Annotated in this window: 30 protein-coding genes; 7 read left to right on the plus strand and 23 right to left on the minus strand. The window is 69.0% G+C overall.

Annotation, left to right across the window (positions count from 1 at the left end; all coding sequences use genetic code 11):
- Window positions 1-27: 27 nt before the first annotated feature.
- Window positions 28-1,239: a tRNA epoxyqueuosine(34) reductase QueG gene (queG, locus tag OXQ95_RS11155; RefSeq protein WP_267381609.1), complete on the plus strand. Its 1,212-nt coding sequence runs from the start codon at window positions 28-30 to the stop codon at window positions 1,237-1,239.
- Here queG and OXQ95_RS11160 read toward each other — a convergent pair.
- From OXQ95_RS11160 to OXQ95_RS11175, 4 genes are all read right to left on the minus strand, one after another.
- Window positions 1,236-1,490 (minus strand): tyrosine-protein phosphatase, encoded by a 255-nt coding sequence (locus OXQ95_RS11160; protein ID WP_267381610.1) that lies wholly within the window; start codon window positions 1,488-1,490, stop codon window positions 1,236-1,238. The genes queG and OXQ95_RS11160 overlap by 4 nt on opposite strands.
- A complete protein-coding gene (locus OXQ95_RS11165; protein WP_346731942.1) occupies window positions 1,487-2,104 on the minus strand; it encodes a tyrosine-protein phosphatase in 618 nt (205 codons plus the stop codon). The genes OXQ95_RS11160 and OXQ95_RS11165 overlap by 4 nt, the downstream gene beginning before the upstream one ends.
- A 129-nt stretch (window positions 2,105-2,233) precedes the next feature.
- A complete protein-coding gene (locus OXQ95_RS11170) occupies window positions 2,234-2,602 on the minus strand; it encodes a hypothetical protein (RefSeq protein WP_242098074.1) in 369 nt (122 codons plus the stop codon).
- Window positions 2,599-3,273, minus strand: coding sequence for an EI24 domain-containing protein (locus tag OXQ95_RS11175; protein ID WP_267381611.1), 675 nt, complete (start codon window positions 3,271-3,273; stop codon window positions 2,599-2,601). The genes OXQ95_RS11170 and OXQ95_RS11175 overlap by 4 nt, the downstream gene beginning before the upstream one ends.
- Window positions 3,274-3,377: 104 nt before the next feature.
- Between OXQ95_RS11175 and OXQ95_RS11180 the strand changes: the two genes are divergently transcribed.
- The gene (locus tag OXQ95_RS11180; RefSeq protein ID WP_267381612.1) at window positions 3,378-4,376 is read left to right on the plus strand and encodes an adenosine kinase; all 999 of its coding nucleotides are present in this window, start codon (window positions 3,378-3,380) and stop codon (window positions 4,374-4,376) included.
- Window positions 4,377-4,552: 176 nt separating this feature from the next.
- Here the strand turns inward: OXQ95_RS11180 and OXQ95_RS11185 are convergent, their stop codons facing one another.
- The 8 genes from OXQ95_RS11185 to hisB form a co-directional block, all read right to left on the minus strand.
- A complete protein-coding gene (locus OXQ95_RS11185; RefSeq protein ID WP_267381613.1) occupies window positions 4,553-6,115 on the minus strand; it encodes an amino acid permease in 1,563 nt (520 codons plus the stop codon).
- 90 nt (window positions 6,116-6,205) lie between these two features.
- On the minus strand, window positions 6,206-6,583 hold the full coding sequence (locus OXQ95_RS11190) for a histidine triad nucleotide-binding protein (protein WP_242098070.1): 378 nt from the start codon (window positions 6,581-6,583) through the stop codon (window positions 6,206-6,208).
- A gap of 2 nt (window positions 6,584-6,585) precedes the next feature.
- Entirely contained in the window at window positions 6,586-6,921 is a 336-nt protein-coding gene (locus tag OXQ95_RS11195) for a phosphoribosyl-ATP diphosphatase (protein ID WP_267381614.1), read from the minus strand.
- 32 nt (window positions 6,922-6,953) lie between these two features.
- Entirely contained in the window at window positions 6,954-7,133 is a 180-nt protein-coding gene (locus tag OXQ95_RS11200; RefSeq protein WP_242098068.1) for a hypothetical protein, read from the minus strand.
- A 10-nt stretch (window positions 7,134-7,143) separates the two neighbouring features.
- Window positions 7,144-7,926, minus strand: a complete 783-nt coding sequence (gene hisF / locus OXQ95_RS11205; protein WP_267381615.1) for an imidazole glycerol phosphate synthase subunit HisF — start codon at window positions 7,924-7,926, stop codon at window positions 7,144-7,146.
- Between the two features lie 268 nt (window positions 7,927-8,194).
- The gene (gene hisA, locus OXQ95_RS11210) at window positions 8,195-8,944 is read right to left on the minus strand and encodes a 1-(5-phosphoribosyl)-5-[(5-phosphoribosylamino)methylideneamino]imidazole-4-carboxamide isomerase (RefSeq protein WP_267381616.1); all 750 of its coding nucleotides are present in this window, start codon (window positions 8,942-8,944) and stop codon (window positions 8,195-8,197) included.
- On the minus strand, window positions 8,941-9,552 hold the full coding sequence (gene hisH / locus OXQ95_RS11215) for an imidazole glycerol phosphate synthase subunit HisH (RefSeq protein WP_267381617.1): 612 nt from the start codon (window positions 9,550-9,552) through the stop codon (window positions 8,941-8,943). The genes hisA and hisH overlap by 4 nt, the downstream gene beginning before the upstream one ends.
- Complete coding sequence (gene hisB, locus OXQ95_RS11220; protein WP_267381618.1) at window positions 9,549-10,136, minus strand: imidazoleglycerol-phosphate dehydratase HisB; 588 nt, start codon at window positions 10,134-10,136, stop codon at window positions 9,549-9,551. The genes hisH and hisB overlap by 4 nt, the downstream gene beginning before the upstream one ends.
- Window positions 10,137-10,209: 73 nt before the next feature.
- On the opposite strand from hisB, the gene OXQ95_RS11225 reads away from it, so the two are divergent.
- Window positions 10,210-10,695 (plus strand): ClpXP protease specificity-enhancing factor SspB, encoded by a 486-nt coding sequence (locus OXQ95_RS11225; protein ID WP_242098063.1) that lies wholly within the window; start codon window positions 10,210-10,212, stop codon window positions 10,693-10,695.
- 33 nt (window positions 10,696-10,728) lie between these two features.
- Here the strand turns inward: OXQ95_RS11225 and OXQ95_RS11230 are convergent, their stop codons facing one another.
- The 5 genes from OXQ95_RS11230 to OXQ95_RS11250 form a co-directional block, all read right to left on the minus strand.
- Window positions 10,729-11,613, minus strand: coding sequence for an alpha/beta hydrolase (locus tag OXQ95_RS11230; protein ID WP_267381619.1), 885 nt, complete (start codon window positions 11,611-11,613; stop codon window positions 10,729-10,731).
- A gap of 91 nt (window positions 11,614-11,704) precedes the next feature.
- Window positions 11,705-12,604 (minus strand): pirin family protein, encoded by a 900-nt coding sequence (locus tag OXQ95_RS11235; RefSeq protein WP_242098061.1) that lies wholly within the window; start codon window positions 12,602-12,604, stop codon window positions 11,705-11,707.
- Window positions 12,597-13,055, minus strand: a complete 459-nt coding sequence (locus OXQ95_RS11240; protein WP_267381620.1) for an NUDIX domain-containing protein — start codon at window positions 13,053-13,055, stop codon at window positions 12,597-12,599. The genes OXQ95_RS11235 and OXQ95_RS11240 overlap by 8 nt, the downstream gene beginning before the upstream one ends.
- Window positions 13,052-13,759, minus strand: a complete 708-nt coding sequence (locus tag OXQ95_RS11245; RefSeq protein ID WP_267381621.1) for a glutathione S-transferase — start codon at window positions 13,757-13,759, stop codon at window positions 13,052-13,054. Before OXQ95_RS11245 ends, OXQ95_RS11240 begins: the two co-directional genes overlap by 4 nt.
- Window positions 13,759-14,046: a BolA family protein gene (locus OXQ95_RS11250; protein ID WP_242098105.1), complete on the minus strand. Its 288-nt coding sequence runs from the start codon at window positions 14,044-14,046 to the stop codon at window positions 13,759-13,761. The genes OXQ95_RS11245 and OXQ95_RS11250 overlap by 1 nt, the downstream gene beginning before the upstream one ends.
- 111 nt (window positions 14,047-14,157) lie before the next feature.
- On the opposite strand from OXQ95_RS11250, the gene OXQ95_RS11255 reads away from it, so the two are divergent.
- The 4 genes from OXQ95_RS11255 (at window position 14,158) to OXQ95_RS11270 (ending at window position 17,119) form a co-directional block, all read left to right on the plus strand.
- A complete protein-coding gene (locus OXQ95_RS11255; protein ID WP_242098104.1) occupies window positions 14,158-14,682 on the plus strand; it encodes a J domain-containing protein in 525 nt (174 codons plus the stop codon).
- A 71-nt stretch (window positions 14,683-14,753) separates the two neighbouring features.
- Window positions 14,754-16,367, plus strand: a complete 1,614-nt coding sequence (locus tag OXQ95_RS11260) for an NAD(P)/FAD-dependent oxidoreductase (RefSeq protein WP_267381622.1) — start codon at window positions 14,754-14,756, stop codon at window positions 16,365-16,367.
- A gap of 72 nt (window positions 16,368-16,439) precedes the next feature.
- Window positions 16,440-16,754, plus strand: a complete 315-nt coding sequence (locus tag OXQ95_RS11265; RefSeq protein ID WP_267381623.1) for a hypothetical protein — start codon at window positions 16,440-16,442, stop codon at window positions 16,752-16,754.
- A gap of 83 nt (window positions 16,755-16,837) precedes the next feature.
- Window positions 16,838-17,119 (plus strand): CsbD family protein, encoded by a 282-nt coding sequence (locus tag OXQ95_RS11270; protein ID WP_267381624.1) that lies wholly within the window; start codon window positions 16,838-16,840, stop codon window positions 17,117-17,119.
- 52 nt (window positions 17,120-17,171) lie between these two features.
- On the opposite strand, the gene queA is transcribed toward OXQ95_RS11270, so the two are convergent.
- From queA to OXQ95_RS11300, 6 genes are all read right to left on the minus strand, one after another.
- Complete coding sequence (queA, locus tag OXQ95_RS11275) at window positions 17,172-18,200, minus strand: tRNA preQ1(34) S-adenosylmethionine ribosyltransferase-isomerase QueA (RefSeq protein ID WP_267381625.1); 1,029 nt, start codon at window positions 18,198-18,200, stop codon at window positions 17,172-17,174.
- Window positions 18,201-18,208: 8 nt separating this feature from the next.
- Window positions 18,209-18,901, minus strand: coding sequence for a peptidylprolyl isomerase (locus OXQ95_RS11280; RefSeq protein ID WP_267381626.1), 693 nt, complete (start codon window positions 18,899-18,901; stop codon window positions 18,209-18,211).
- 68 nt (window positions 18,902-18,969) lie between these two features.
- Window positions 18,970-19,485, minus strand: a complete 516-nt coding sequence (gene coaD / locus OXQ95_RS11285) for a pantetheine-phosphate adenylyltransferase (protein WP_267381627.1) — start codon at window positions 19,483-19,485, stop codon at window positions 18,970-18,972.
- 2 nt (window positions 19,486-19,487) lie between these two features.
- A complete protein-coding gene (locus OXQ95_RS11290; RefSeq protein WP_267381628.1) occupies window positions 19,488-20,381 on the minus strand; it encodes a polyprenyl synthetase family protein in 894 nt (297 codons plus the stop codon).
- Between the two features lie 9 nt (window positions 20,382-20,390).
- On the minus strand, window positions 20,391-20,630 hold the full coding sequence (locus tag OXQ95_RS11295; RefSeq protein ID WP_242098103.1) for an exodeoxyribonuclease VII small subunit: 240 nt from the start codon (window positions 20,628-20,630) through the stop codon (window positions 20,391-20,393).
- Window positions 20,631-20,721: 91 nt separating this feature from the next.
- Complete coding sequence (locus OXQ95_RS11300) at window positions 20,722-21,402, minus strand: PAS domain-containing protein (protein WP_267381629.1); 681 nt, start codon at window positions 21,400-21,402, stop codon at window positions 20,722-20,724.
- Between the last annotated feature and the right edge of the window lie 32 nt (window positions 21,403-21,434).

Genomic DNA, 21,434 nt, shown 5'->3' on the forward strand with positions numbered 1-21,434 from the left:
CCACGGCGCCTGTGGTAGCGGGTTCGCGTGGACGAACACAACCTCCCGTTGGGCCTGGAAGCGCGGATCAAGGCGAAGGCCGCCGAACTCGGCTTCGTCGCCTGCGGCATCGCGCGCGGCGATGCGGCGCCGATGGCGGGGGTGCGGCTGCACCAGTGGCTGGCCGAGGGGCGGCACGGCGACATGATCTGGATGGCCGAGCGCGCACACCAGCGCGAGAGCCCGGCGGCGCTCTGGCCCGCGGTGCGCAGCGTCGTCGCGCTCGGCATGAGCTATGCGCCCGCCGAGGATCCGCTGCGGCTGGCGAACGTGGGGGATGTGGGCCGCATCTCGGTCTATGCGCAGGGCGGCGATTATCACGACGTCATGAAGCGCGCGCTGAAAGCGCTGGGGCGCTGGCTCGCGGTGGAATCGGGCGCCGATCTGAAGGTGTTCGTCGACACCGCGCCGGTGATGGAGAAGCCGCTGTCAGAGGCGGCGGGGCTGGGGTGGCAGGGCAAGCACACCAATCTCGTCAGCCGCGCGCACGGCTCCTGGCTGTTCCTCGGCGCGATCTACACCACGCGCGATCTCGCGCCCGATACGCCGGGCGGCGGCGCGTGCGGATCGTGCGACGCCTGCCAGCGCGCGTGCCCGACCGACGCCTTCCCCGCCCCCTATCGGCTCGATGCGCGGCGCTGCATCTCCTATCTGACGATCGAACATGCCGGGCCGATCCCGCCCGACCTGCGCGCCGGGATCGGCAACCGCATCTATGGCTGCGACGATTGCCTGGCGGTCTGCCCCTGGAACAAGTTCGCCGCCGCGGCCGCCGCGAACCTCGCCTTCGCGCCCCGCGCCGAACTCGCCGCGCCCGAACTCGCCGACCTGCTCGCGCTGGACGATGCGGGGTTCCGCCAGGTGTTCGCCGGCTCGCCGATCAAGCGCATCGGCCGCGACCGGATGACCCGCAACGCGCTGATCGCGGCCGGCAATGGCGGCCACGCCGCGCTGGCCGGCACGGTGGCCGCGCTGCTCGACGATCCCGCCCCGGTGGTGCGCGGGACGGCGGTGTGGGCGCTGGCCCACCTCGATCCCGCGCGGTGGCGGGTGGAGCGGGCGGCGCGGATCGCGGGCGAGGAGGATGCGGGGGTGGTTGGGGAGTGGGAGGGGCTGTTGCCCACGTGCGGCACGGGCCCTTCGACAACCTCAGGGCGAACGGAGCAAGGTAAAACCGTCGAACCGCGGCGCGGATTTTAGTCCAGATACATCCCGCGCAGCTTGGCGATGTCCGCGGCGGACAGCCCCATGTCGTCGCGAAGCCAACCCGCCGCGCCGCCGGCATGCGTATCGACCACCTTCAACGCGGCTTCGATGTAGCGTCGATCGGCCGCCATCATCGCCTGCGCGGCGGCGGGCGGCATCGCCGCCAGTGGACCGGCATTCCCCGCCTGAGCGATCAGCTTGCGCGGGTCGAGATAGCGGTTCGTGAGCAGATAATCGTCGATCACGGTCGCGCGGGCACGCCCAGGGCGGTCAGGAGCAACGCGGCGGCGATGCCCGGGCGGTCCTTGCCGGCTGAACAGTTGAAGGCCAGCGGCGCATCGCCCGCAAGCAGCTCGGCGAACATCCGCCGGTACTGGCCGCGAAATAGGTCGAGCATGCGCGGATAGCCGGCGGTCATCGCGGCGCGTGCCTGTTCGGCGGTCCAGCTCTTGGGATCGCCCGCCGGCATGACGCCCGCATTGTCGAGCCGATAATCTTCGCTGAGCACGCGCGGCGGGTTTTCTCCGGGCCAGTTCACCGGCTCCTCGCGCCGCTCGCGGACGTCGCGGAAATCGCACACGACGCGGATGCCGCGCCTGGCGAGATCGGCATAGTCGCGCGGGGTCAGTCCGTGCATCGATCCGGAGCGGAACAGCAGGCCCCATTTCACATGACGTCCATCGGTGGTGCGATAGCCGCCCAGATCGCGGAAGTTGCGACCGCCTTCAAGCGGCAGTAGCCGATCATGCGGCGCGGGCGCGGCAGCGGATAACCGCGGCAGTCGCGGTGAGCAAAGCGATGGATCGGCGATTTCTGATGGACATGCTTTCCCCCTGTTCGACAGGGGCGATGACGCGATATCGTTTCGGGTACGCTACGTTCTCATGACTTCCGGGTGACCCCGCCGAATATCGTTTTCGGCCGCGCCGTCTCGGACATCGGTGGAACGGGCCGCCAGGAGCCGCGCGACCGTGCGCAGCCTATCGTCTCACTTCCCGCCCTCGCGCCGGGTGAGCGCGGCGACGCAGCTCGCGCGGTCGATCGTGCTGCCATCGGGTTCGCGCGCGTCGAGATAGGTGACGCGGGGCTCCGCGCCGCTCTTGGGATAGAGATAGGCGTCGAGCACGCAGAACCGCCCCTGGAACTGCAGCTTGCGCGCGCTCCCCTCGCGCACGTCGGCATCGGGCGTGCCGAACAATTGCACCAGCCCGGCCGCGTTCTGGCCGATCACGCGCTCCAGCCCGACGCTGGTATAGGGAACGGCCACGCGCTGCCCGATCGCCACCGGGGGGGCGACGGGCCCGCAGGCCGCGAGCGCGCCTGCCGTCGCGAGCAGAGGCCACAGATTGCGCGTCACGTCCGCCTCCGGTGGAAGATATGGGTCATCATCGCCGCGCCCAGCACGGGCGCCACGAGATTGGCCAGCGGAACCACGAACAGCGCTGCATCCGCAACCCCGATCAGGAACCGACCGCCTCGGCTCGACCGGCGCCAGCCCCGGAGCGCCGCACCCGACAGATGGCGCGCGGCCACCATGTCGCCGAGATCGCGGCCGAGCAGCCAGCCATTGACGACGATGAACGCGATCCCCGTGCCCACCCCCGTCACCAGCAGGGCCAAATAGACGGGCAGCAGGACGAGATTGACCAGCAGCGCGCGCAGGCCCGATCCGAGCCCCATCCAGGCGGCGCGCGGCTTCGACACCGGCCGCGCGGTGGCGAGCGCGTCCGGATAGTGGCGCGCCTCCACCGCGGCGACCACCTCGTCGGCGAAGATGCCGATGACGGGGATGGCAACCGCGCGGAACAACAGCCACAGCGCGACCGCGTCGATCGCTACCGCGACCGCGCCTGCCAGCGTATCCGCGCGTTCGCCGATCAGGTCTTCGATCGGCCCGCGCACGCCGTACCAGAGGCCGAAGCCCAGCGCTGCGAAGAGCGCGAGCGTCAGCGCCATGGATTTGGCGAACACGCGCAGGATCGGCGGATCGCCGAGCTGCGCCAGCGACAGGGCGAGCGCGCGGAACATGCCGGGTGGCTTGGAACGTGCGCCCGCGCGCGTCAACGCGTTCGGTTGCACGCGGGGTGGGCGCCCTCTACGGCGGCGGCTTTATCGCTGTATCGGAGAGCGCCTTGAGCACCCCCACCTATGACGTCGTCGCGATCGGCAACGCCATCGTCGACATCCTGGCACAGGCCGATGACGCTTTCCTCGCCGCCGAGGGCATGACGAAGGGCTCGATGCAGCTCATGTTCTCGCCCGCCGAGGCCGATGCGCTCTATGCCAAGATGGGCCCGGGGCTGGAGGCGAGCGGCGGTTCGGCGGCGAACACCGTCGCGGGGATCGCGGCGCTGGGCGGCAAGTGCGGCTTCATCGGCCAGGTGGCGGACGATCAGCTGGGCGAGGTGTTCGCGCACGACATCCGCTCGGTCGGCATCCAGTTCGACACCGCGGTCCGCGCCGGTGAGCCGACGACCGCGCGCTGCCTGATCTTCGTGACGCCCGATGGGCAACGGACGATGAACACGTTTCTCGGCGCATCGCAGTTCCTGCCCGAATCGGCGCTCGACCGCACGCTGATCGCCGACGCGGCGATCCTGTATCTCGAGGGTTATCTGTGGGATCCCGAGGAGCCGCGCGCCGCGATGCGCGCCGCGATCGAGGTGGCGCGCAAGGCCAGCCGCAAGGTGGCGTTCACCTTGAGCGACACCTTCTGCATCAGCCGCCACGGCGACGATTTCCGCAAGCTGATCGCCGACGGGCTGATCGACATCCTGTTCGCCAACGAGGCCGAGCTGCTGGCGCTGGCGAGCGGCGCGGATTTCGAGGGGGCGCTGGCGCAGGTCTCGGCGCAGGTGCCGACCCTGGTCGTCACGCGCGGGGAGCAGGGCGCGTGCGCGATCCAGAACGGCACGCGCGCCACCGTCGCCGCGCAGCCGATCGCCAAGGTGGTGGACACCACGGGCGCGGGCGACCTGTTCGCCGCGGGCTTCCTCCACGGCCAAGCGCAGGGCCACGGCCTGGACGCGTCGCTGACGCTGGGCGCGATCTGCGCGGCCGAGATCATCAGCCATGTCGGCGCGCGGCCGCAGGTGGACCTGAAGGCGCTGGCGGCCAGCCGGCTAGGGTGAAATTTGGTTCCCCGGCGGAAGCCGGGGCCCAGGTGGGTGAAGCTTGGTGATGATCCACCACGGCCTTCTCAACTGGGCCCCGGCCTTCGCCGGGGAACGGGTTCGGGACGACCAAACGAAAAGGGCCGCGGGAGCATTCTCCCGCGGCCCTTTTTCTCAAACCACCGGTCCGGCGATCAGGGCTGCACCCCCGGAGGCGCCATCGCGCCGCCCAGCGGCCGGCCATTGTCGTCCACGCCGTGGTACAGCCGGCTGTTGCGCATGCCGTACACGAAATACAGCACGATCGCGGCGACCGCATACCAGAAGAAGAACACCAGCACGTTCCACTCGATGCCGCTGATGAGCCAGATGCACGAGATGATGCCGAGCGCCGGCAGCACCGGATAGAAGGGCACGACGAAACCGCGCGGCAGTTCGGGATGCGTGCGCCGCAGCCAGATCACCGACAGGCAGACGATCGCGAACGCCAGGAGCGTGCCGACCGAGGTCATGTCGCCCAGCGCGTTGATGTCGAAGATCGCCGCGGCGACGCCAGTGATGATGCCGACGACGATCGTGTTGACCCACGGCGTCTTGAACTTCGGGTGCACCGTCGCGAACACGCGCGGCAACAGGCCATCGCGCGCCATCGTGTAGAAGATGCGCGTCTGGCCGTACATCAGCACCAGCACGACCGAGGTGAGCCCGACGATCGCGCCAGCCTTCACCAGCTTGGCGAACCAGGCCCATTGCGGCCCCAGCGCGTCGACCGCGACGGCGACCGGATCGGGCACGTTCAGCATCTTGTAGTTGACCACCAGCGTCATCACGATCGAGACGAGGATGTAGAGGATCGTGCAGACCACCAGCGAGCCGATGATGCCGATCGGCATGTCCTTCTTGGGGTCCTTGGCCTCCTGGCCCGCGGTCGAGACCGCTTCGAAGCCGATATAGGCGAAGAACACGATCGACGCGGCGCGGATGATGCCGCTCCAGCCGAACTCGCCCTTGTTGCCGTTGTTATCGGGGATGAACGGCGTCCAGTTCTGCTTCAGCGTGTCGATATGCTCGATCACGTACCAGCCGACGATCAGGATGAAGGCCACGATCACCGTCATCTTAACCGCGACGATGATGTTGTTCACCTTCGCGCTTTCCGACACGCCGACGACGAGCAGGCAGGCGAGCACCGCGCAGATCAGGAAGGCGGGCAGGTTGAAGAGCGTGTGCAGCGGCTGGCCGTTCGCGCCGAGCACGGCCACGCCGTCCTTCAGGATCGGATAGCCGGCCGGGCCGGTCAGCTCGGGCGGAATGACGATGCCGAAATCGCCCAGCAGGCTGACGACATAGCCACCCCAGCCGACCGCCACGACCGATGCCGCCAGACCATATTCGAGCAGCAGCAGCGCGCCCATGATCCAGGCCGCGAACTCGCCCACCGTCGCATAGCTATAGGTATAGGCGGAGCCTGACACGGGAAGGGTGGACGACAGCTCGGCATAGCAGAGCCCGGCCAGCGCACAGATCACGCCCGCGATCAGGAACGACAGCAGCACCGCAGGCCCGGCGTGGAGCGACGCCGCGCTGCCCGTGCGGACGAAGATGCCCGCGCCGATAATGCAGCCGATGCCGAGGAACACCAGGTTCCAGGGCCCCAGCGTGCGCTTGAGTTCGCTCGTCTCGGATTCGCGCTGCACCTGCTCGACCGTCTTGCGAAGCATCATGCGTGCGAGAAGCCCGTGTGCGGGTTCTGCCATCAAATCTCCCTTGGCCACCCCCCGGCGGCCGCCACTTCCGGTTAAGCGGTCGAGCCTAGTGGCAAAACCCGTCAACGCAATCCCCGGCGTTCAGCGCGCCAGCATTGGCCCGAGCGCCGCGCCACCGAACAGGTGGACGTGGAGATGCGGCACTTCCTGCCCGGCATGCGGCCCGGTGTTGGCGAGCAGCCGATAGCCGGGCGCGACCAGCCCGGCCGCGCGCGCCACCTGGCCTACCGCGCGGACGAAGCCGGCGATCTCCGCCTCGCTCCCGCGCGCGCTGAAATCGTCCCACGAGACATAGGCGCCGCGCGGGATGACGAGCAGGTGCGTCGGTGCCTGGGGCGCCAGATCGTGGAAGGCGATCGCCCATTCGTCCTCATACACCCGCCGCGACGGGATCTCGCCGCGCAGGATCCGCGCGAAGACGTTCTGGTCGTCATAGGGCAGCGTGGCGTCGATCGGCATGGTCAATCCCCGGTAATGGCCTTCGCGCGGGCGGCCTTCTCGGCGATCCCGGACAGCCCCTCGCGCCGCGCCAGTTCGGCGCGCACGTCGTCGAGCGACAGCCCGGCGTCCGCCAGCAGCACGGCGAGATGGAACATCAGGTCGGCGGCCTCGGGGACAATCGCGGCGGGCGAGTCGCCCATCGCCGCGATCACCGTCTCGACCGCCTCCTCGCCCAGCTTCTGCGCGATCTTGGCGCGGCCGCGGGCGAACAGGCTGGCGGTGTAGGAGGTCTCGGCCGGCGCATCGCGGCGCGCGCGGATGGTGGCTTCCAGGCGGTCGAAGCTGTCGTCGCTCATGACGCTCCTGCTGGCGCAAGCGGCGGAGGCGGTCAATCCTTGCGGAAGCGCGCGCGCAGCGCCCGGCGCACCAGCCACACGCCGATCGCCGCGCAGGCGAACAGCGCGAAATCCGAAATCTCGGGCCCGGTGCGTGGATGCGCGACGCCGCTATGCCCCGATTGGACCGCGTCTGCGCGGGCGGCGAGCAGAAGGGCGGGAAGCGCGCGCATGGCCCGGCCGTCAGCCCGTGTGCGTGCCGGCGAGCGGCGTGCGCACCGGCACGCCCGCGGCGGCGAGTGCGGCGTGCGCCTCGCCGATCGAAGCTTCGCCAAAATGGAAGATCGACGCGGCGAGCACGGCCGAGGCGCCGCCTTCGACGATCCCCGAGACGAGATCGTCCAGGCCGCCCACGCCGCCGCTCGCCACGACGGGCACGCCGGTGCGATCGGCGATCATGCGCGTCAGCGCCAGGTCGTAGCCGCCGCGCGTGCCGTCGCGGTCCATCGAGGTGACGAGCAGCTCGCCCGCGCCCAGTTCGGCCAGCCGGATCGCGTGCGCCACCGCGTCGATCCCGGTGCCGCGCCGCCCGCCATGCGTAAACACCTCCCAGCCTTCGCCCGAGCGGCGCGCATCGATCGAGGCGACGACGCACTGGCTGCCGAACCGCTCGGCCATCTCGCCGACCAGCTCGGGCCGCGCCACCGCGGCGGAATTGACCGCCACCTTGTCGGCGCCCGCCAGCAGCAGCGCGCGCGCATCGTCGATCCCGCGCACCCCGCCGCCGACGGTCAGCGGCATGAAGCACACCGCCGCGGTGCGCCGCACGACGTCAAGGATCGTGCCGCGCGCCTCGTGCGTGGCGGTGATGTCGAGGAAGCACAATTCGTCCGCGCCCGCCGCATCATAGGCGCGCGCCTGCTCGACCGGATCGCCCGCATCGCGCAGCGCCACGAAGTTCACACCCTTCACCACGCGGCCGTTCGCCACGTCGAGACACGGGATCACGCGCGCGCGGACGGTCATGGGCGGTGCTCCGATGATGGGTCACGCGGAGGCGCGGAGGCGCGGAGGGGGGCGTTGCGCCGCAGGCAGGGTGTTCGCGCGAAGACGCGAAGACGCAAAGAGGGTGGGGGTGCTTCGCGGTCGCTCTTCGCTTCGAACGGGGCGCCCGCTGCCGTAAAAATCGAAGCGGCCGCGCCGCGAAGAACCTCTTCGCGTCTTTGCGTCTTCGCGCGAGAACTCGCCCACAGTGCTACCGGCCCTCCGCGCCTCCGCGCCTCCGCGTGAACGCTCACGCCGCCGCCGCCACGCTCAGCGCCGCCGCCAGGTCGAGGCGGCCGTCATACAGTGCCCGGCCGGTGATGACGCCCTCCACGCCCCCGTTTCCATCCTTGGCGCGGGCGTGGAGCGCCAGCACGTGGATGTCGCCGATCCCCTTCACGCCGCCGCTCGCGATCACCGGGATCGCCACCGCGCGCGCCAGATCGACCGTCGCCTCGACGTTGCAGCCCTTCAGCATGCCGTCGCGGCCCACATCGGTGAACAGCAGCGCGGCCACGCCCGCATCCTCGAACCGGCGCGCGAGATCGGTGGCGGAGATGGTCGAGACGTCGGCCCAGCCCTTGGTGGCGACCATGCCGTCCTTCGCGTCCACCGCCACGACGATCCCGCCGGGAAAGTCACGTGCGGCGGCGCGGACGAATTCGGGATCCTCCAGAGCCGCGGTGCCGATCACCACGCGCGCCACGCCCAGGTCGAACCAGCGCTCGACGCTGGCCCGGGTGCGGATCCCGCCGCCCAGCTGGACATGGCCGGGAAAGCCTTCGACGATCGCCTTCACCGCCTCGCCGTTGACCGAATTGCCCGCGAACGCGCCGTCGAGATCGACGACGTGCAGATGCTGCGCCCCGGCCCCGGCGAAGAGCATCGCCTGTGCGGCGGGATCGTCGCCATAGACGGTGGCGCGGTCCATATCGCCCTCGGCGAGGCGGACGACCTGGCCTGCCTTCAGGTCGATCGCGGGAAAGACGATGAGGCTCAAGGCCGCCACTCCAGAAAGCGTTCGAGCAGGGCCAGGCCGTAGCGCTGGCTCTTCTCGGGATGGAATTGCACGCCCACCATCGTGTCGCGCGCGATCGCGGCGGTGACGGGGCCGGCATGGTCGGTGGTCGCGATCACGTCGGCGCCGTCGAAGGCATAGCTGTGGAGGAAATAGGCCTCGCCCGCCGCGATCAGCGGATGGGACAGTTTGGGTGCTACATCATTCCACCCCATATGTGGCACCTTCGCCAACTTAGGGGCCGGATCGAGCCGCCGCACGGTGCCCGCGATCCAGCCGAGGCCGGCATGAATGCCCATCTCCTCGCCGGTGTCCGCCATCAGCTGCATGCCGACGCAGATGCCCAGGAACGGCGCTGCCTCGCGCCGCACGCGCGTCTCCATCGCCTCGATCATGCCGGGTACGCCGCGCAGCGCCGCCGCACACGCCCCGAACGCGCCGACGCCGGGCAGCACGATCCGGTCGGCCTTCGCGACCACCTCCGGATCGGCGGTCACCGCCACGTCCGCGGCACCGGCGGCGCGCAACGCATTCTCGACCGAATGGAGGTTGCCCGCGCCGTAATCGATCAGCGCAACGCTCCCCGTCACAGCACGCCCTTGGTCGACGGGATCGCGTCCGCCTTGCGCGGATCGATCTCGATCGCGGTGCGCAGGGCCCGCGCGAGGCCCTTGTACGCGCTCTCGACGATATGGTGGTTGTTCTGCCCGTACAGCGTCTCGACGTGCAGCGTGATCCCGGCGGCCTGCGCGAAGCTGTGGAACCAATGTTCGATCAACTCGGTGTCGAGATCGCCCAGGCGGTTCATCGTGAACGCGGTCTTCCACACCAGCCAGGGCCGGCCCGAAATGTCGAGCGCGACGCGGGTGAGCGTCTCGTCCATCGGCGAGAGCGCGTCGCCATAGCGGCGGATGCCGCGCTTGTCGCCGAGCGCTTTGGCCACCGCCTCGCCGATCGCGATCGCCGAATCCTCGGTCGTGTGGTGCCCGTCGATGTGCAGGTCGCCCGCCACGCTCACGTCGAGATCGATCAGCGAATGGCGCGAAAGCTGTTCGAGCATGTGGTCGAGAAAGCCGATGCCGGTCGCGATTCGGTACGCGCCGGAGCCGTCGAGGTTCACCGTGACGTCGATCCGGGTCTCGGCGGTGGAGCGGTTGATCGTGGCGATGCGCATGGCCGCCGTTCATAACGGCCCTGCCGCACCATGCAATCTTGACCGCCCCCCAAACCCCGCTAGTCCAAGGGGCATGACCGACGGAATGCCCGACAGCCTGATTCCCTATGACGAAATCGTGCAGGAGGCGCTGCGCGCGGTCGTCGGCCGTGTGCTCGGCAGCGTCGCCGAAAGCGGCGGCCTGCCCGGCGAGCATCATTTCTACATCACGTTCAAGACGCAGGCGCCGGGCGTCGACATCCCGCAGCGGCTGATGGAACGGTTCCCCGACGAGATGACGATCGTCCTGCAGAACCGGTACTGGGATCTGCTGGTGGACGATTCGCGCTTCTCGGTGGGCCTGAGCTTTAACCAGGTGCCGTCCAAACTGGTGGTGCCCTATTCGGCGATCACCGGCTTCCACGACCCCGCGGTCAATTTCGAGCTGCGCTTCCAGGCGCAGGAGGGCCCCGACGATGGGCCCGAGCCGCACGACTCGGCCGAGAATGACGGCCCGACGGCGGTGCCCGTCGAGGACGGCTCGAATGTCGTCGCGGTGGATTTCAAGCGGAAGAAATAGTCCGGGGCCGGCGTAAGGTGCCGGACCGCCGGCTTACTCGGGCAGCCAGCGCCGCAGCGCGGCGATCACCGCGTCCGGCTTTTCCCAGGGCACGAAATGCCCGGCGTCCACCTTCGCGACGGTCAGGTCCGGCACATGATCGGCCAGCCCTTCGAGCTGGCTCGGCAGCAGCGCTGTGTCCTGCATGCCCCAGATCGCGAGCACCGGCATCTGCGTCGGCGGGAAGGGGCCGTCGAGAAAGCCCGGGCGTTCGGGTGTCTCGTCCATGGCGGGGACGATCACCGCGCTCGCGCGATACCAGTTGAGCATGCCGGTCATCGCGCCGGGCTGGCTCCATTCGTCGAGATAGGCAGCCTTGTCCTCGCCCGCGATCGCGCCGGTGATATGCTTGGTGAAGGTGGTGCCGAGGAACCGCTCCAGCCCCGCGCCGACCAGGCCCTGGTCGATGCCGATGTCGCGGAACGCGCGGATATATTGGCTCGCCCGGCGCTGCGCCGGTTCGTCGAAGATCGTCTTCTGGAAGACGAACGGATGCGGCGCGTTGACGATCGCGAGCCGCGCCACCCGATCCGGATGCTTCAGCGCCGCCATCCAGGCGACCGCGCCGCCCCAATCATGCCCCACGAGCGTGAAACGCGCGATCCCGAAATGATCCGCCAGCGCGAGCAGATCGGCCACGATCCGATCGGCGGCATAGGCGGCGACGCCCTCGGGCTTGGACGAGCGGGCATAGCCGCGCTGATCGGGGGCCAGCACGAAATGGTCGCGCGCGAGATCGGGCATCACGTGCCGCCAGGTGCGATGCGATTCGGGAAAACCGTGGAGCAGGATGATCGGCGGCGCGGCGGGATCGCCGGCCACCGCCACGTCCAGTTCGACTCCGGTGGCAAGTGCTATGCGCTGGAGACCCTCGGCCATGTCTTCCTCTCCCGCCCGCGGCGATCGATATCGCCTGGGGTCGTTCGATCATGAACGTGCCCGATCCCGCCCGCAAGCGGCAGGCGCCGGATCAGGGATAGCTGACCGTCTTGGGCACGGCGGGGATCGGAATCCATTCCTGATCGTCGCCGGGCACCTTGGGGAACGCCCCCGCATTCCAGTCGCAGCGGGCCTGTTCGATCCGGTCGCGCCGCGAGGAGACGAAATTCCACCAGACGTGGCGCGGCGTGGTGAAGGCGTCGCCCCCACACAGCATCGCCCGCCCGCCGCTTGCGGAACGCAACGTGGCGGCGATGCCGGGCCGCAGCACGTACAGCGTCTGCGGGGTGAGCGGCACGCCCTCCAGCGTCGCCTCGCCCATCGCGAGATAGACCGCGCGCTCTTCCGCCGCCGCGTCGATCGGGATCGCGGCACCGGGTTCGAGCAGGAGATCGGCATAGATGGTGCCGGCATGCGTGGTGGTCGGGGCGGTCTGGCCCCAGAGCGATCCCATGATGATCCGCGCCCGCACGCCCTGCGCGTCGATCGTCGGCAGGCGATCGCGCTCGACATGCTCGAAGGCGGGGTCCATTTCCTCGGCCGCCTCGGGCATGGCGAGCCAGGTCTGGATGCCCGACAGCACCGGGCCCTCGGCCCGCGCGTCGCCCGGAGAGCGTTCGGAATGGACGATGCCGTGGCCCGCCGTCATCAGATTGACCGCGCCCGGCTCGATCCGCGCCGCGGTGCCGAGCGAATCGCGGTGATCGATCGCGCCGTCGAACAGATAGGTGACGGTCGACAGGTTGATGTGCGGATGCGGCCGAACGTCGATGCCTTCGCCCACGCCCATCTGCGCCGGGCCCATCTGGTCGAAGAACAGGAACGGCCCCACCATCGTCCGCGCCTTGCTCGGCAAGGTGCGGTGCACCTTGAAGCCGCCCAGATCATGAGTGACGGGCAGGATGGTCTGGAGAATGAAATCGTCAAACATGAGCGTCGTCCCGTGGCGGCGGCTCGGTGGCGTCGAGCAACGCGATCAGGTCCGCGGGGTAGATCACTTCGTCATGCGTCGCGATCTCGTTTCTGGAAAACCAGCGATGCCCGACAAGCAACGTCCGCTCCAGTTCGGTCAAGGCGCCGGGCGCAACGTCGAATCGGTCGATGTCGATCCGGAAATAGCGTTCGTCGGCGGTCACCTCGACCCCCTCGAACGTCCGGAAATCGACGATCCGCCGGGCGACCTCGGGCCCGCAATCCCGGTCGAGGCCCACCTCTTCCCACAATTCGCGCCGGGCCGCGGCGGCATAGCTTTCGCCGGGGTCCACCGCGCCGCCCGGCGTGCACCACAAAGGCGGACGATCGGCCGGCGTGAAGCGGAACAGCAAAGTGCGGCGGCGCGAATCGACCAGCAGGATGCGCGCCGCCGGTCGCGGCGCCCTCACGCGCCATCCAGCTCGGGATAATGGCGGAAGATGCCGTCGTTGGTGAACGCCAGCCGGCGATCGCTCTTCAGATAGGTGCGGATGCCGGGCAATTCGGTCACCTGATCGTGGATGCGGATCACGTTGGGATAATCGCCCTCGATCGCCGCCATCCGCTTCGGGAACATATAGCGCAGTCCCTCGACCAGCTGGAACAGCGAGGTGTCGACATAGGTCCAGCGGTGATCGATGGTCCAGTCGCCCGGATTGGCGTCGATCGCCTCTTCGAAATAGCCGAGGAATTTCGGCATGCGCTCGGCGCGGAACTGCGCCGCCGCGCGCGCCGCTTCGGGCTTCTGGTCTTCGTAATAGGCCGATGTGGCGACGGGATGGTGGACGCCGTGCACCTCGGCCACGACGTCGGTGATGGTCGATTGCAGTTGCATGAGCCACGCGCGGTCCGCGATGCCAGAGGGTGCGAGGCCATGCCGCTCGCCCAGATAGTTCAGAATATTGGCGACTTGCGCGATGATGAGCCCGTCGAGCTCCATATAGGGCGGCGCGAATGGCCGTCGTCCCTGCCGCGCCGCCATGTCGGCGATCAGGCCCTCCGCGCCGACCGCGCGTGCGGCGTCGTCATAGGCGATCCCCGCCGCTTCCAGCGCCAGACGAACGAACTCGCCCCGCCCCGGTATCGTCGGCCAATACCAGAGCTTGTAGGGCATTATCCTTCTCCGGGAGCGCGGGCCTGGATGGCGAGTGCATGGATGTTGTTCGCTAACAAATCGGCGAGCGCTTTGTTCACCAGACGCTGCCGCGCGACGCGCGACTGGCCGACGAACGAGGCGGATTCGATCTCGACGCGGAAATGCGTTTCGCCCGTCCCGTCGTCGCCCATATGGCCGGCATGAAGCGCGCTTTCGTTGGTGACGCGGAGGCTGGTGGGATCGAGCAGCCGCGTCAGACGGCTGGTGATTTCGTCGGCGAGCGGCGAGGTGGCGCGTGCGATCATCATCCCCATATACCGGGCTTTTCGGGGTTTGGGGAGCCAGTGGCGCACAGCAAGAACGAACGGCCGGCCCCGCGCTTCCATGGTCGGGTGGAAGGCACCGGGCAGGCGTGCATGCACCCCGAATGCGACGAGGCCGGCGAGTTTCGCGCGCCCCCTCTCGAAGGCGCGAGCGATGGCGGGCCGCCCCGGTTCCGCTGGTTCTGCCTCGATCATGTCCGCGCCTTCAACGCCGGATATAATTTCTTCGACGGCATGACCGCGGACGAGATCCACCGCGCCCAGCGGCCGCTTGCCGGCTGGGAACGCGAGACCCGGGCCTTCGCGCATGGCGGTGTCGGCGATGCACCGCCCCGCTGGGCCGAGTTCGCCGATCCGCTGGACGCGATCGGCGGACGGTTCGGCACGCGTGCCAAGGCGCGTACCGATGGCCGCACGCTGTCGGACGGCGAGCGCCGCGCGCTTCGCGTGCTGGGGCTCGATGCCGATATCGACCGCACGGCGCTGCGCAAACGCTATAGCGAGCTGGTGCGCCGCTATCATCCCGATCGCAACGGCGGCGACCGCGGTCACGAGGCCGATCTGCAAAAGGTGATCGCCGCCTATCAGCAGTTGAAGGGCGCGAAGGCCTTCGCATGACCCGCGCCGCTCGCCATCCTCTCGCGACCGCAAGGTTGGCGCAACCGATCGTGGCGCGGTAAGGCGTCGCGATGATCCGCGTCACCGAGCTGAAACTGCCGCTCCATCATGCCGACGAGGCGCTGCCGGCGGCGATCCACAAGCGGCTGCGTATCACCCCGCGCGAGATGATCCGTTACACGGTGGCGCGGCGCGGCCATGATGCGCGCGATCGGAGCGCCATCACCCTGGTGTATTCGGTCGACGTGGCGGTGAAGAACGAAGCGGCGGTGCTCGCGCGATTCCGCAAGGACCGCGACGTCCAGCTCACCCCCGACACGCGCTATCGCCCGCCGGCCGGGCCCCCTGCGGGCGAAACCCGGCCGGTCGTGGTTGGGGCGGGGCCATGCGGTCTCTTCGCCGCGCTCGTCCTGGCGCAGATGGGGCACCGGCCGATCATCCTCGACCGCGGCAAGGCGGTGCGCGAGCGGACCAAGGATACCTGGGGCCTGTGGCGCCGCGGCGTGCTCGATCCGGAATCCAACGTGCAGTTCGGCGAGGGCGGCGCGGGCACCTTTTCCGACGGCAAGCTCTACAGCCGCATCAAGGATCCGCGGCACCTCAACCGCAAGGTGCTGACCGAATTCGTGAAGGCGGGGGCGCCGGCCGATATCCTGACCGAGGCGCATCCGCATATCGGCACGTTCCGGCTGGTGACGATGGTCGAAAGCATGCGCGAGACGATCGAGGCGCTAGGCGGCGAATACCGGTTCTCCACGCGGGTCGACGGGCTGGATATCGTCACCGACGGCACGGGCGCGCGGCGCGTGCGCGGCCTGCATCTGCACACCGGCGACTATCTGGCGGCGGACCGCGTCGTGCTGGCCGTCGGGCACAGCGCCCGCGATACCTTCGCGATGCTGCATGCGGCGGGCGTCCATGTCGAGGCCAAGCCCTTTTCGATCGGCGTGCGGATCGAGCATCCGCAATCCTGGATCGATCGCTCCCGCTTCGGCGCGGATGCCGGCAACCCGATCCTGGGCGCGGCCGAATATCATATCTCGCACCATTGTTCGAACGGGCGGACGGTCTACAGCTTCTGCATGTGCCCCGGCGGCACCGTCGTCGCCGCCACATCGGAGGCCGGGCGCGTCGCGACCAACGGCATGAGCCAATATTCGCGCAACGAGCGCAACGCCAATTCGGGGCTGGTCGTCGCGATCGATCCCGCGCGTGATTTTCCCGGCGATCCGCTGGCCGGCATCGCGCTGCAGCGCCATTGGGAGGAGCGCGCCTATATCGCGGGCGGCTCGAGCTACAAGGCACCGGCGCAGCGGCTCGGCGATTTTCTCGAAGGGCGCGCCTCGACGACGCTCGGCACGGTGGTGCCCTCGTACAAGCCCGGCGTCCAGCCGACCGACCTCGCCTTGTGCCTGCCCGATTTCGCCGTCGCTGCGATGCGCGAGGCGCTGCCCGTCTTCGGCCGGCAGATCGCGGGCTACGATCATCCCGACGTGGTGATGACCGGGGTGGAGACGCGCACCTCGTCGCCGATCCGCTTCACCCGCGGCGACGACATGCAGAGCCTCAACACCGCCGGGCTCTTCACCGCCGGCGAAGGTGCCGGCTACGCCGGCGGCATCCTGTCCGCCGCGGTGGACGGGATCAAGGCCGCGGAGGCGGTCGCGCTGAGCATGGCGGGCTGACTCGCGCCGCGCGGTTCGTTACGGAGCCGTCCGCTGCGCGGTGCGTTCGGGCGGCAACACAAGGAGGCGCCCGTGCCGCACGTCAGCGAACCGATCTATTGCGCCGGGCCCGACAGCCCGCATGCGTTCGACATCGTGCCGCTCCAGCCGCGCAACGGCACGCTCGATGCGCGCTGCCCGATCTGCCGCGGCCATGGGCAGTGGAATGTCGAGATCGATCTGGTGAGCTTTCGCTGCCGCCGCGAGGCGTGCGGGCATTGCCTGGGGGCGGGCTGGATCGAGACCGGCGACGATCCGATCGCGTTTCCGGACATCGTCCTGGCGCCCGAGGGCTATCCGAAATGGATCGTGCGTCACGTCTCCCGGCAGGATATCGAGCCGGGCTGACCCGGTTCTTCGCACCCTTATCGGTTTCCGATCGTTACGCCCCCGGACGTCACCAGCCCGGTGACCATCGATGGAGACGAATGATGAACAGCACCACGCTCGAAGGCCAGGGCCAGAACCTCACCGGCAACGTCAAGGAAGCCGTCGGCAAGGTGACGGGCGACGACAGCCTGCAGGCCAAGGGCACGGCGGATCAGGTGATCGGCGATGCCAAGCAGATGGCGGGTGCGGCGCGCGATGCGATCGGCAATCCCGGCCCGCTGCTCGACAAGGCGCGCGCGTTCGCGAAGGATCGGCCGTGGACGACCGCCGCGCTGGTCGGGACGCTGGGCGTCGCGGTGTTCAACACGCTGCGCGGCAAATAAGCGGGCAGGGGAGCGTCAGGCTCCCCTTGTCTGCTGGGGTGCGTCGCTCTTCTCAGGGCAGAAGAAGCGATGCATCCCCATAGGAATAGAAGCGGTAGCCCGTCTCGATCGCATGCGCATAGGCCGCCTGCATCCGCTCCCGCCCCATCAATGCCGACACCAGCATGAACAGCGTCGAGCGCGGCAGGTGGAAATTGGTCACCAGCCCGTCGATCCCGCGAAAGCGATAGCCGGGCGTAATGAAGATCGCGGTGTCGCCTTCGAACGGGTGGACAATCCCCGCCGCGTCCGATGCACTTTCGATCAACCGGAGCGAGGTGGTGCCGACCGCGATCACCCGCCCGCCTGCAGCGCGCACGGCGTTCAGGCGTTCGGCGGTGGCCGCATCGATCCGGCCCCATTCGGCATGCATGCGATGCTGATCGGTATCCTCCGCCTTTACCGGGAGAAAGGTGCCCGCGCCGACGTGCAGCGTCAGCGTCGCACGACCGATCCCGGCCGCCTCCAGCGAGGCCATCAGCGCCGGCGTGAAATGGAGCGCCGCCGTAGGTGCCGCGACCGCGCCGGGCTCGGCGGCGAACATCGTCTGGTAATCGTCCAGATCGCGTGCGTCGGTCGGGCGCTTGCCGGCGATATAGGGCGGCAGCGGCATGCGGCCGGCGCGCTCCAGGAGCGTCTCGACCGGCTCTTCGCCGGCGAAGTCCAGCGCAAGGCTGCCGTCGTCGTCGCGGTCCGAGGCGATCGCCGTCACGCCTTCGCCGAAATCGATCGTGTCGCCGTCGCGCAGGCGGCGCGCGTTGCGGACGAAGGCGCGCCAGCGGCGTGGCCCTTCGCGCTTGTGGAGGGTCGCACCGATCCGCGCGTCGCCGCGGCGCCCTTCGAGCTGCGCCGGGATCACGCGGGTGTCGTTGAACACGAGCAGGTCGCCCGCGCGCAGCGCGCCGGGCAGATCGGTCACCCGCGCATCGCGCGTCGCCGCGCCGTCCACCAGTACCAGCATCCGCGCAGAATCGCGCGGCGATGCCGGGCGCAGCGCGATCGATTCGGGCGGCAGGGCGAAATCGAAAAGGCCGACGTCCATCCGGACGGTTACTTCTTTGCGGGCGCCGTCTTTTTGGGCGCGAGCTTAGGCGCGGCCACCCCGGCGCTGGCCCCCGTGCCCGGCAGCGTCACCGATGCGCCGAGCGTCGGCATGGGCGGCGGCGGCGCGGGCGTGTAGGCCGGCGGATTGTCGGCGGCGATATAGGCGTGGACGATCCGGCTAGGGCTCGCGGGCGGCTCGCCCTTTTCGATCGCGTCGACATAGTTCATCCCCGACGTCACGCGGCCGAAGACGGTGTATTTCTTGTCGAGGTTGAGCTTCGGCAGCAGCACGATGAAGAACTGGCTGTTCGCGCTGTTGGGATCGTCGGCGCGCGCGGCCGACACCGCGCCGCGGACATGGGGCAGCGTGTTGAATTCCGCGGCCACGTTCGGCAGCGTCGAGCCGCCGGTGCCGTCGCCCTTGGGATCGCCGCCCTGCGCCATGAAGCCGTCGATCACGCGGTGGAACGTCAGGCCGTCGTAGAAATGCTGGCGTGTGAGCACCTTGATCCGCTCGACCATCTTGGGCGCCATGTCCGGCCGCAGCCGGATGGTGACGCGGCCGCCGGTCGAAAGATCCAGGATCCACTCGTTCTGCGGGTCGATCGCGGGTGCCGCGGCGGGGGCTGGCGTGGTCTGCGCGACGGCGGGGGCGGCAAGCGCGCCGACGGCGAACGCGAACAGGGCGAGGAGACGCATGGGCAGCATACTCGAACGAGGGAAAGCGCGCGACCTAGACCAGATCGGGCATTGCGCCAAACTGAACGTCACGTACCCCGCCGCCCGATCACCGCGACGCGCGCGACCACCTCGGCGCAGACCGCCGGTGGGACGAACCGCCGGATGTCGCCGCCATAGATCGCGATTTCCTTCACCAGCCGGCTGGCGATCGGCTGGAGCGCCACGTCGGCCATCAGGAACACCGTCTCGACGCGCGGATTGATCTGCTGATTCATCCCCGCCATCTGATATTCATATTCGAAATCGGCGACCGCGCGCAGGCCGCGCACGATGATCTTCGCACCCTGCGCCTCGGCGAAATCCATCAGCAGCGAATCGAACGCGACCACCGCGATCTCGCCGTCGACCCCGGCGACTTCGCGCCGGACCGCGGCCAGCCGTTCCTCGACCGAGAACATCGGCGATTTGGACGGATTGGTCGTCACCCCGATCACCAGCCGGTCGACCAGCTTCGCGCCGCGCCGGATGATGTCCATATGGCCCAGCGTCACGGGATCGAACGTCCCCGGATAGACGCCGACCCGCACGCTGGCCGCCCGCATGTTCACCGATCGCGCTCGAAGACGAAATGCGCGATGTCGCGCAACAGATCGGCATCCGCGCCATAGCCGTGAAGATGCTCGACCGCCTGTTCGACCAGCATCGCGGCCTGTTCGCGCGCGCGTTCGGCGCCCATCAGCGTCAGGAACGTCTCCTTCCCCGCGCCGCCGTCCTTGCGCAGCTTCTTGCCGACCGCGGCCTCGTCGCCTTCGGCATCGAGCAGATCGTCGGCGATCTGGAAGGCGAGGCCCAGATCATGCGCATAGCCGCGAAGCCCGGTGCGTGCGTCGGCCGGCACACGGCCGAGGATCGCACCCGCCTCGACCGAGGCGGTGATGAGCGCGCCGGTCTTCATCTGCTGGAGCCGGGTGACGGTCGGCAGGTCGAACCGCGCCTTTTCCGCCTCGATGTCCATCATCTGGCCGCCCGCCATGCCCGAGGGGCCCGCCGCGCGCGCGAGGTCGAACACCAGTTCGGCGCGCACGATCGCGTCGGGGTGCGTCGCGGGATGCGACAGGATCTCGAACGCCAGCGCATGGAGGCAGTCGCCCGCCAGGATCGCGGTTGCCTCGGTGAAGGCCTTGTGCACCGTGGGCTTGCCGCGGCGCATGTCGTCATCGTCCATCGCGGGCAGATCGTCATGGATCAGCGAATAGACATGGACCGATTCGATCGCGGTTGCGGCCCGCGAGGCATGCGCCCGGTCCACGTCGAACAGCGCGGCGGTCGCGAACACGAGCAGCGGCCGCAGCCGCTTGCCGCCGCCGATCGCGGCGTGGCGCATCGCGCGGTACAGCTCGCGGCGCGGATCGTCGGGAAGCGCCAGGAACAGATCGAACTGGCGGTCGATCTCGGTGGACACATCGGCAAGCGCCGCGGCAAGGGCGGGGGTGGGCATCTGGTCGCGTCAGCCGGCCGCGAACGCGCGGGTGCCGGCCGCCTTGCCCTCGGCATCGACGCGGATCGCCTCGATCCGCGCCTGCGCGGCATCGAGCCGCTCGGCGCAGCGGACGCGGAGCCGATCGCCGCGCTCATAGAGCCGGATCGACTCGTCGAGCGTCGCGTCGCCGCTTTCCAGCCGCGATACGATCCGCTCGAGTTCCTTCAGCGCATCCTCGAACGAGAGGTCTTCGATCGGCGTTTCCATGCCCGCGCTATGGCGCAGGCGCTCGGCGGGGGTCAAGGCGGCCAGCGGCATCATAAGCGAACGCGGGCGCACGCCCGAACGTGCGCCAAACTCAGTCGACCGGGGCACTGCGGGCGACGGCGAGCAGATGTTCGATCCGGGCGATTCCCGAATCGCTGAGCTGGAGCGGCTCAACGGGGCCGGCGGCACGATCGAGCAGACCATGCGTGGTCAACGCGGTCACCCAGCGGGCGACCAGAATCGGTGACGCTCCCAGATCGATCGCGAGTTGCTCCGGCGTGGTCGAGCGGCCCTCCATTTCCGCGACATAGGTGCGCAGCAGAACGCCCATCGGATGATCGGCGAACAGCTCGGCCCCGAGGACCTCCTTGCGCAGCTTGCTGAGCGCCTCGATCTTGCGTGCCGTTCGCCACAGCTGATCCGGCCTCGGCGTCGCGGCGGCGACGGCACGCCACTTCACGGTCGCGACCAGCCGGTCGACCCCCGGACCATTGCCCAGGCGGGACACTGAAATCTCGGCCGGCACGGCGCTGCCGTCGCGGCGCAGATAGCGTTTGCGGATCGTGATCGGTGCAGCGCCGCTGGGAAGCGCGTCGATCTGGCGGATATTGGCCGGAAGATCGTCGGGATGGGTGATCTGCAGATAGCTCATTCCGATGAGCTCGATCTCGGTACGCTGGAGCAGATCGCAAACATTCGCATCCGCGGCCAGGATGACGCCGTTTCCGTCCCCGACCGAATGGCCGGACCGCACCACATCTTGAGATACCATGCTGTTATACTAGGACATTTGGTAGTTTGTGC

The organism is Sphingomonas sp. GC_Shp_6, from assembly GCF_026540835.1.
Classification (GTDB): Bacteria; Pseudomonadota; Alphaproteobacteria; order Sphingomonadales; family Sphingomonadaceae; genus Sphingomonas.

Bases quoted from the DNA above. Each gene is read 5' to 3' on its own strand.
- OXQ95_RS11175 (WP_267381611.1), bottom strand. From the start codon at position 3,273: ATGTTCCGCGCGCTCGCCCTGTCGCTGGCGCAGCTCGGCGATCCGCCG.
- OXQ95_RS11185 (WP_267381613.1), bottom strand. From the start codon at position 6,115: ATGGCAGAACCCGCACACGGGCTTCTCGCACGCATGATGCTTCGCAAG.
- OXQ95_RS11190 (WP_242098070.1), bottom strand. From the start codon at position 6,583: ATGCCGATCGACGCCACGCTGCCCTATGACGACCAGAACGTCTTCGCG.
- OXQ95_RS11195 (WP_267381614.1), bottom strand. From the start codon at position 6,921: ATGAGCGACGACAGCTTCGACCGCCTGGAAGCCACCATCCGCGCGCGC.
- OXQ95_RS11200 (WP_242098068.1), bottom strand. From the start codon at position 7,133: ATGCGCGCGCTTCCCGCCCTTCTGCTCGCCGCCCGCGCAGACGCGGTC.
- hisF (WP_267381615.1), bottom strand. From the start codon at position 7,926: ATGACCGTCCGCGCGCGCGTGATCCCGTGTCTCGACGTGGCGAACGGC.
- hisB (WP_267381618.1), bottom strand. From the start codon at position 10,136: ATGCGCATCGCCACGATCAACCGCTCCACCGCCGAGACCCGGATCGAC.
- OXQ95_RS11225 (WP_242098063.1), top strand. From the start codon at position 10,210: ATGACCGACGGAATGCCCGACAGCCTGATTCCCTATGACGAAATCGTG.
- OXQ95_RS11230 (WP_267381619.1), bottom strand. From the start codon at position 11,613: ATGGCCGAGGGTCTCCAGCGCATAGCACTTGCCACCGGAGTCGAACTG.
- OXQ95_RS11235 (WP_242098061.1), bottom strand. From the start codon at position 12,604: ATGTTTGACGATTTCATTCTCCAGACCATCCTGCCCGTCACTCATGAT.
- OXQ95_RS11245 (WP_267381621.1), bottom strand. From the start codon at position 13,759: ATGCCCTACAAGCTCTGGTATTGGCCGACGATACCGGGGCGGGGCGAG.
- OXQ95_RS11250 (WP_242098105.1), bottom strand. From the start codon at position 14,046: ATGATCGCACGCGCCACCTCGCCGCTCGCCGACGAAATCACCAGCCGT.
- OXQ95_RS11255 (WP_242098104.1), top strand. From the start codon at position 14,158: ATGCACCCCGAATGCGACGAGGCCGGCGAGTTTCGCGCGCCCCCTCTC.
- OXQ95_RS11260 (WP_267381622.1), top strand. From the start codon at position 14,754: ATGATCCGCGTCACCGAGCTGAAACTGCCGCTCCATCATGCCGACGAG.
- OXQ95_RS11270 (WP_267381624.1), top strand. From the start codon at position 16,838: ATGAACAGCACCACGCTCGAAGGCCAGGGCCAGAACCTCACCGGCAAC.
- queA (WP_267381625.1), bottom strand. From the start codon at position 18,200: ATGGACGTCGGCCTTTTCGATTTCGCCCTGCCGCCCGAATCGATCGCG.
- OXQ95_RS11280 (WP_267381626.1), bottom strand. From the start codon at position 18,901: ATGCGTCTCCTCGCCCTGTTCGCGTTCGCCGTCGGCGCGCTTGCCGCC.
- coaD (WP_267381627.1), bottom strand. From the start codon at position 19,485: ATGCGGGCGGCCAGCGTGCGGGTCGGCGTCTATCCGGGGACGTTCGAT.
- OXQ95_RS11290 (WP_267381628.1), bottom strand. From the start codon at position 20,381: ATGCCCACCCCCGCCCTTGCCGCGGCGCTTGCCGATGTGTCCACCGAG.
- OXQ95_RS11295 (WP_242098103.1), bottom strand. From the start codon at position 20,630: ATGGAAACGCCGATCGAAGACCTCTCGTTCGAGGATGCGCTGAAGGAA.
- OXQ95_RS11300 (WP_267381629.1), bottom strand. From the start codon at position 21,402: ATGGTATCTCAAGATGTGGTGCGGTCCGGCCATTCGGTCGGGGACGGA.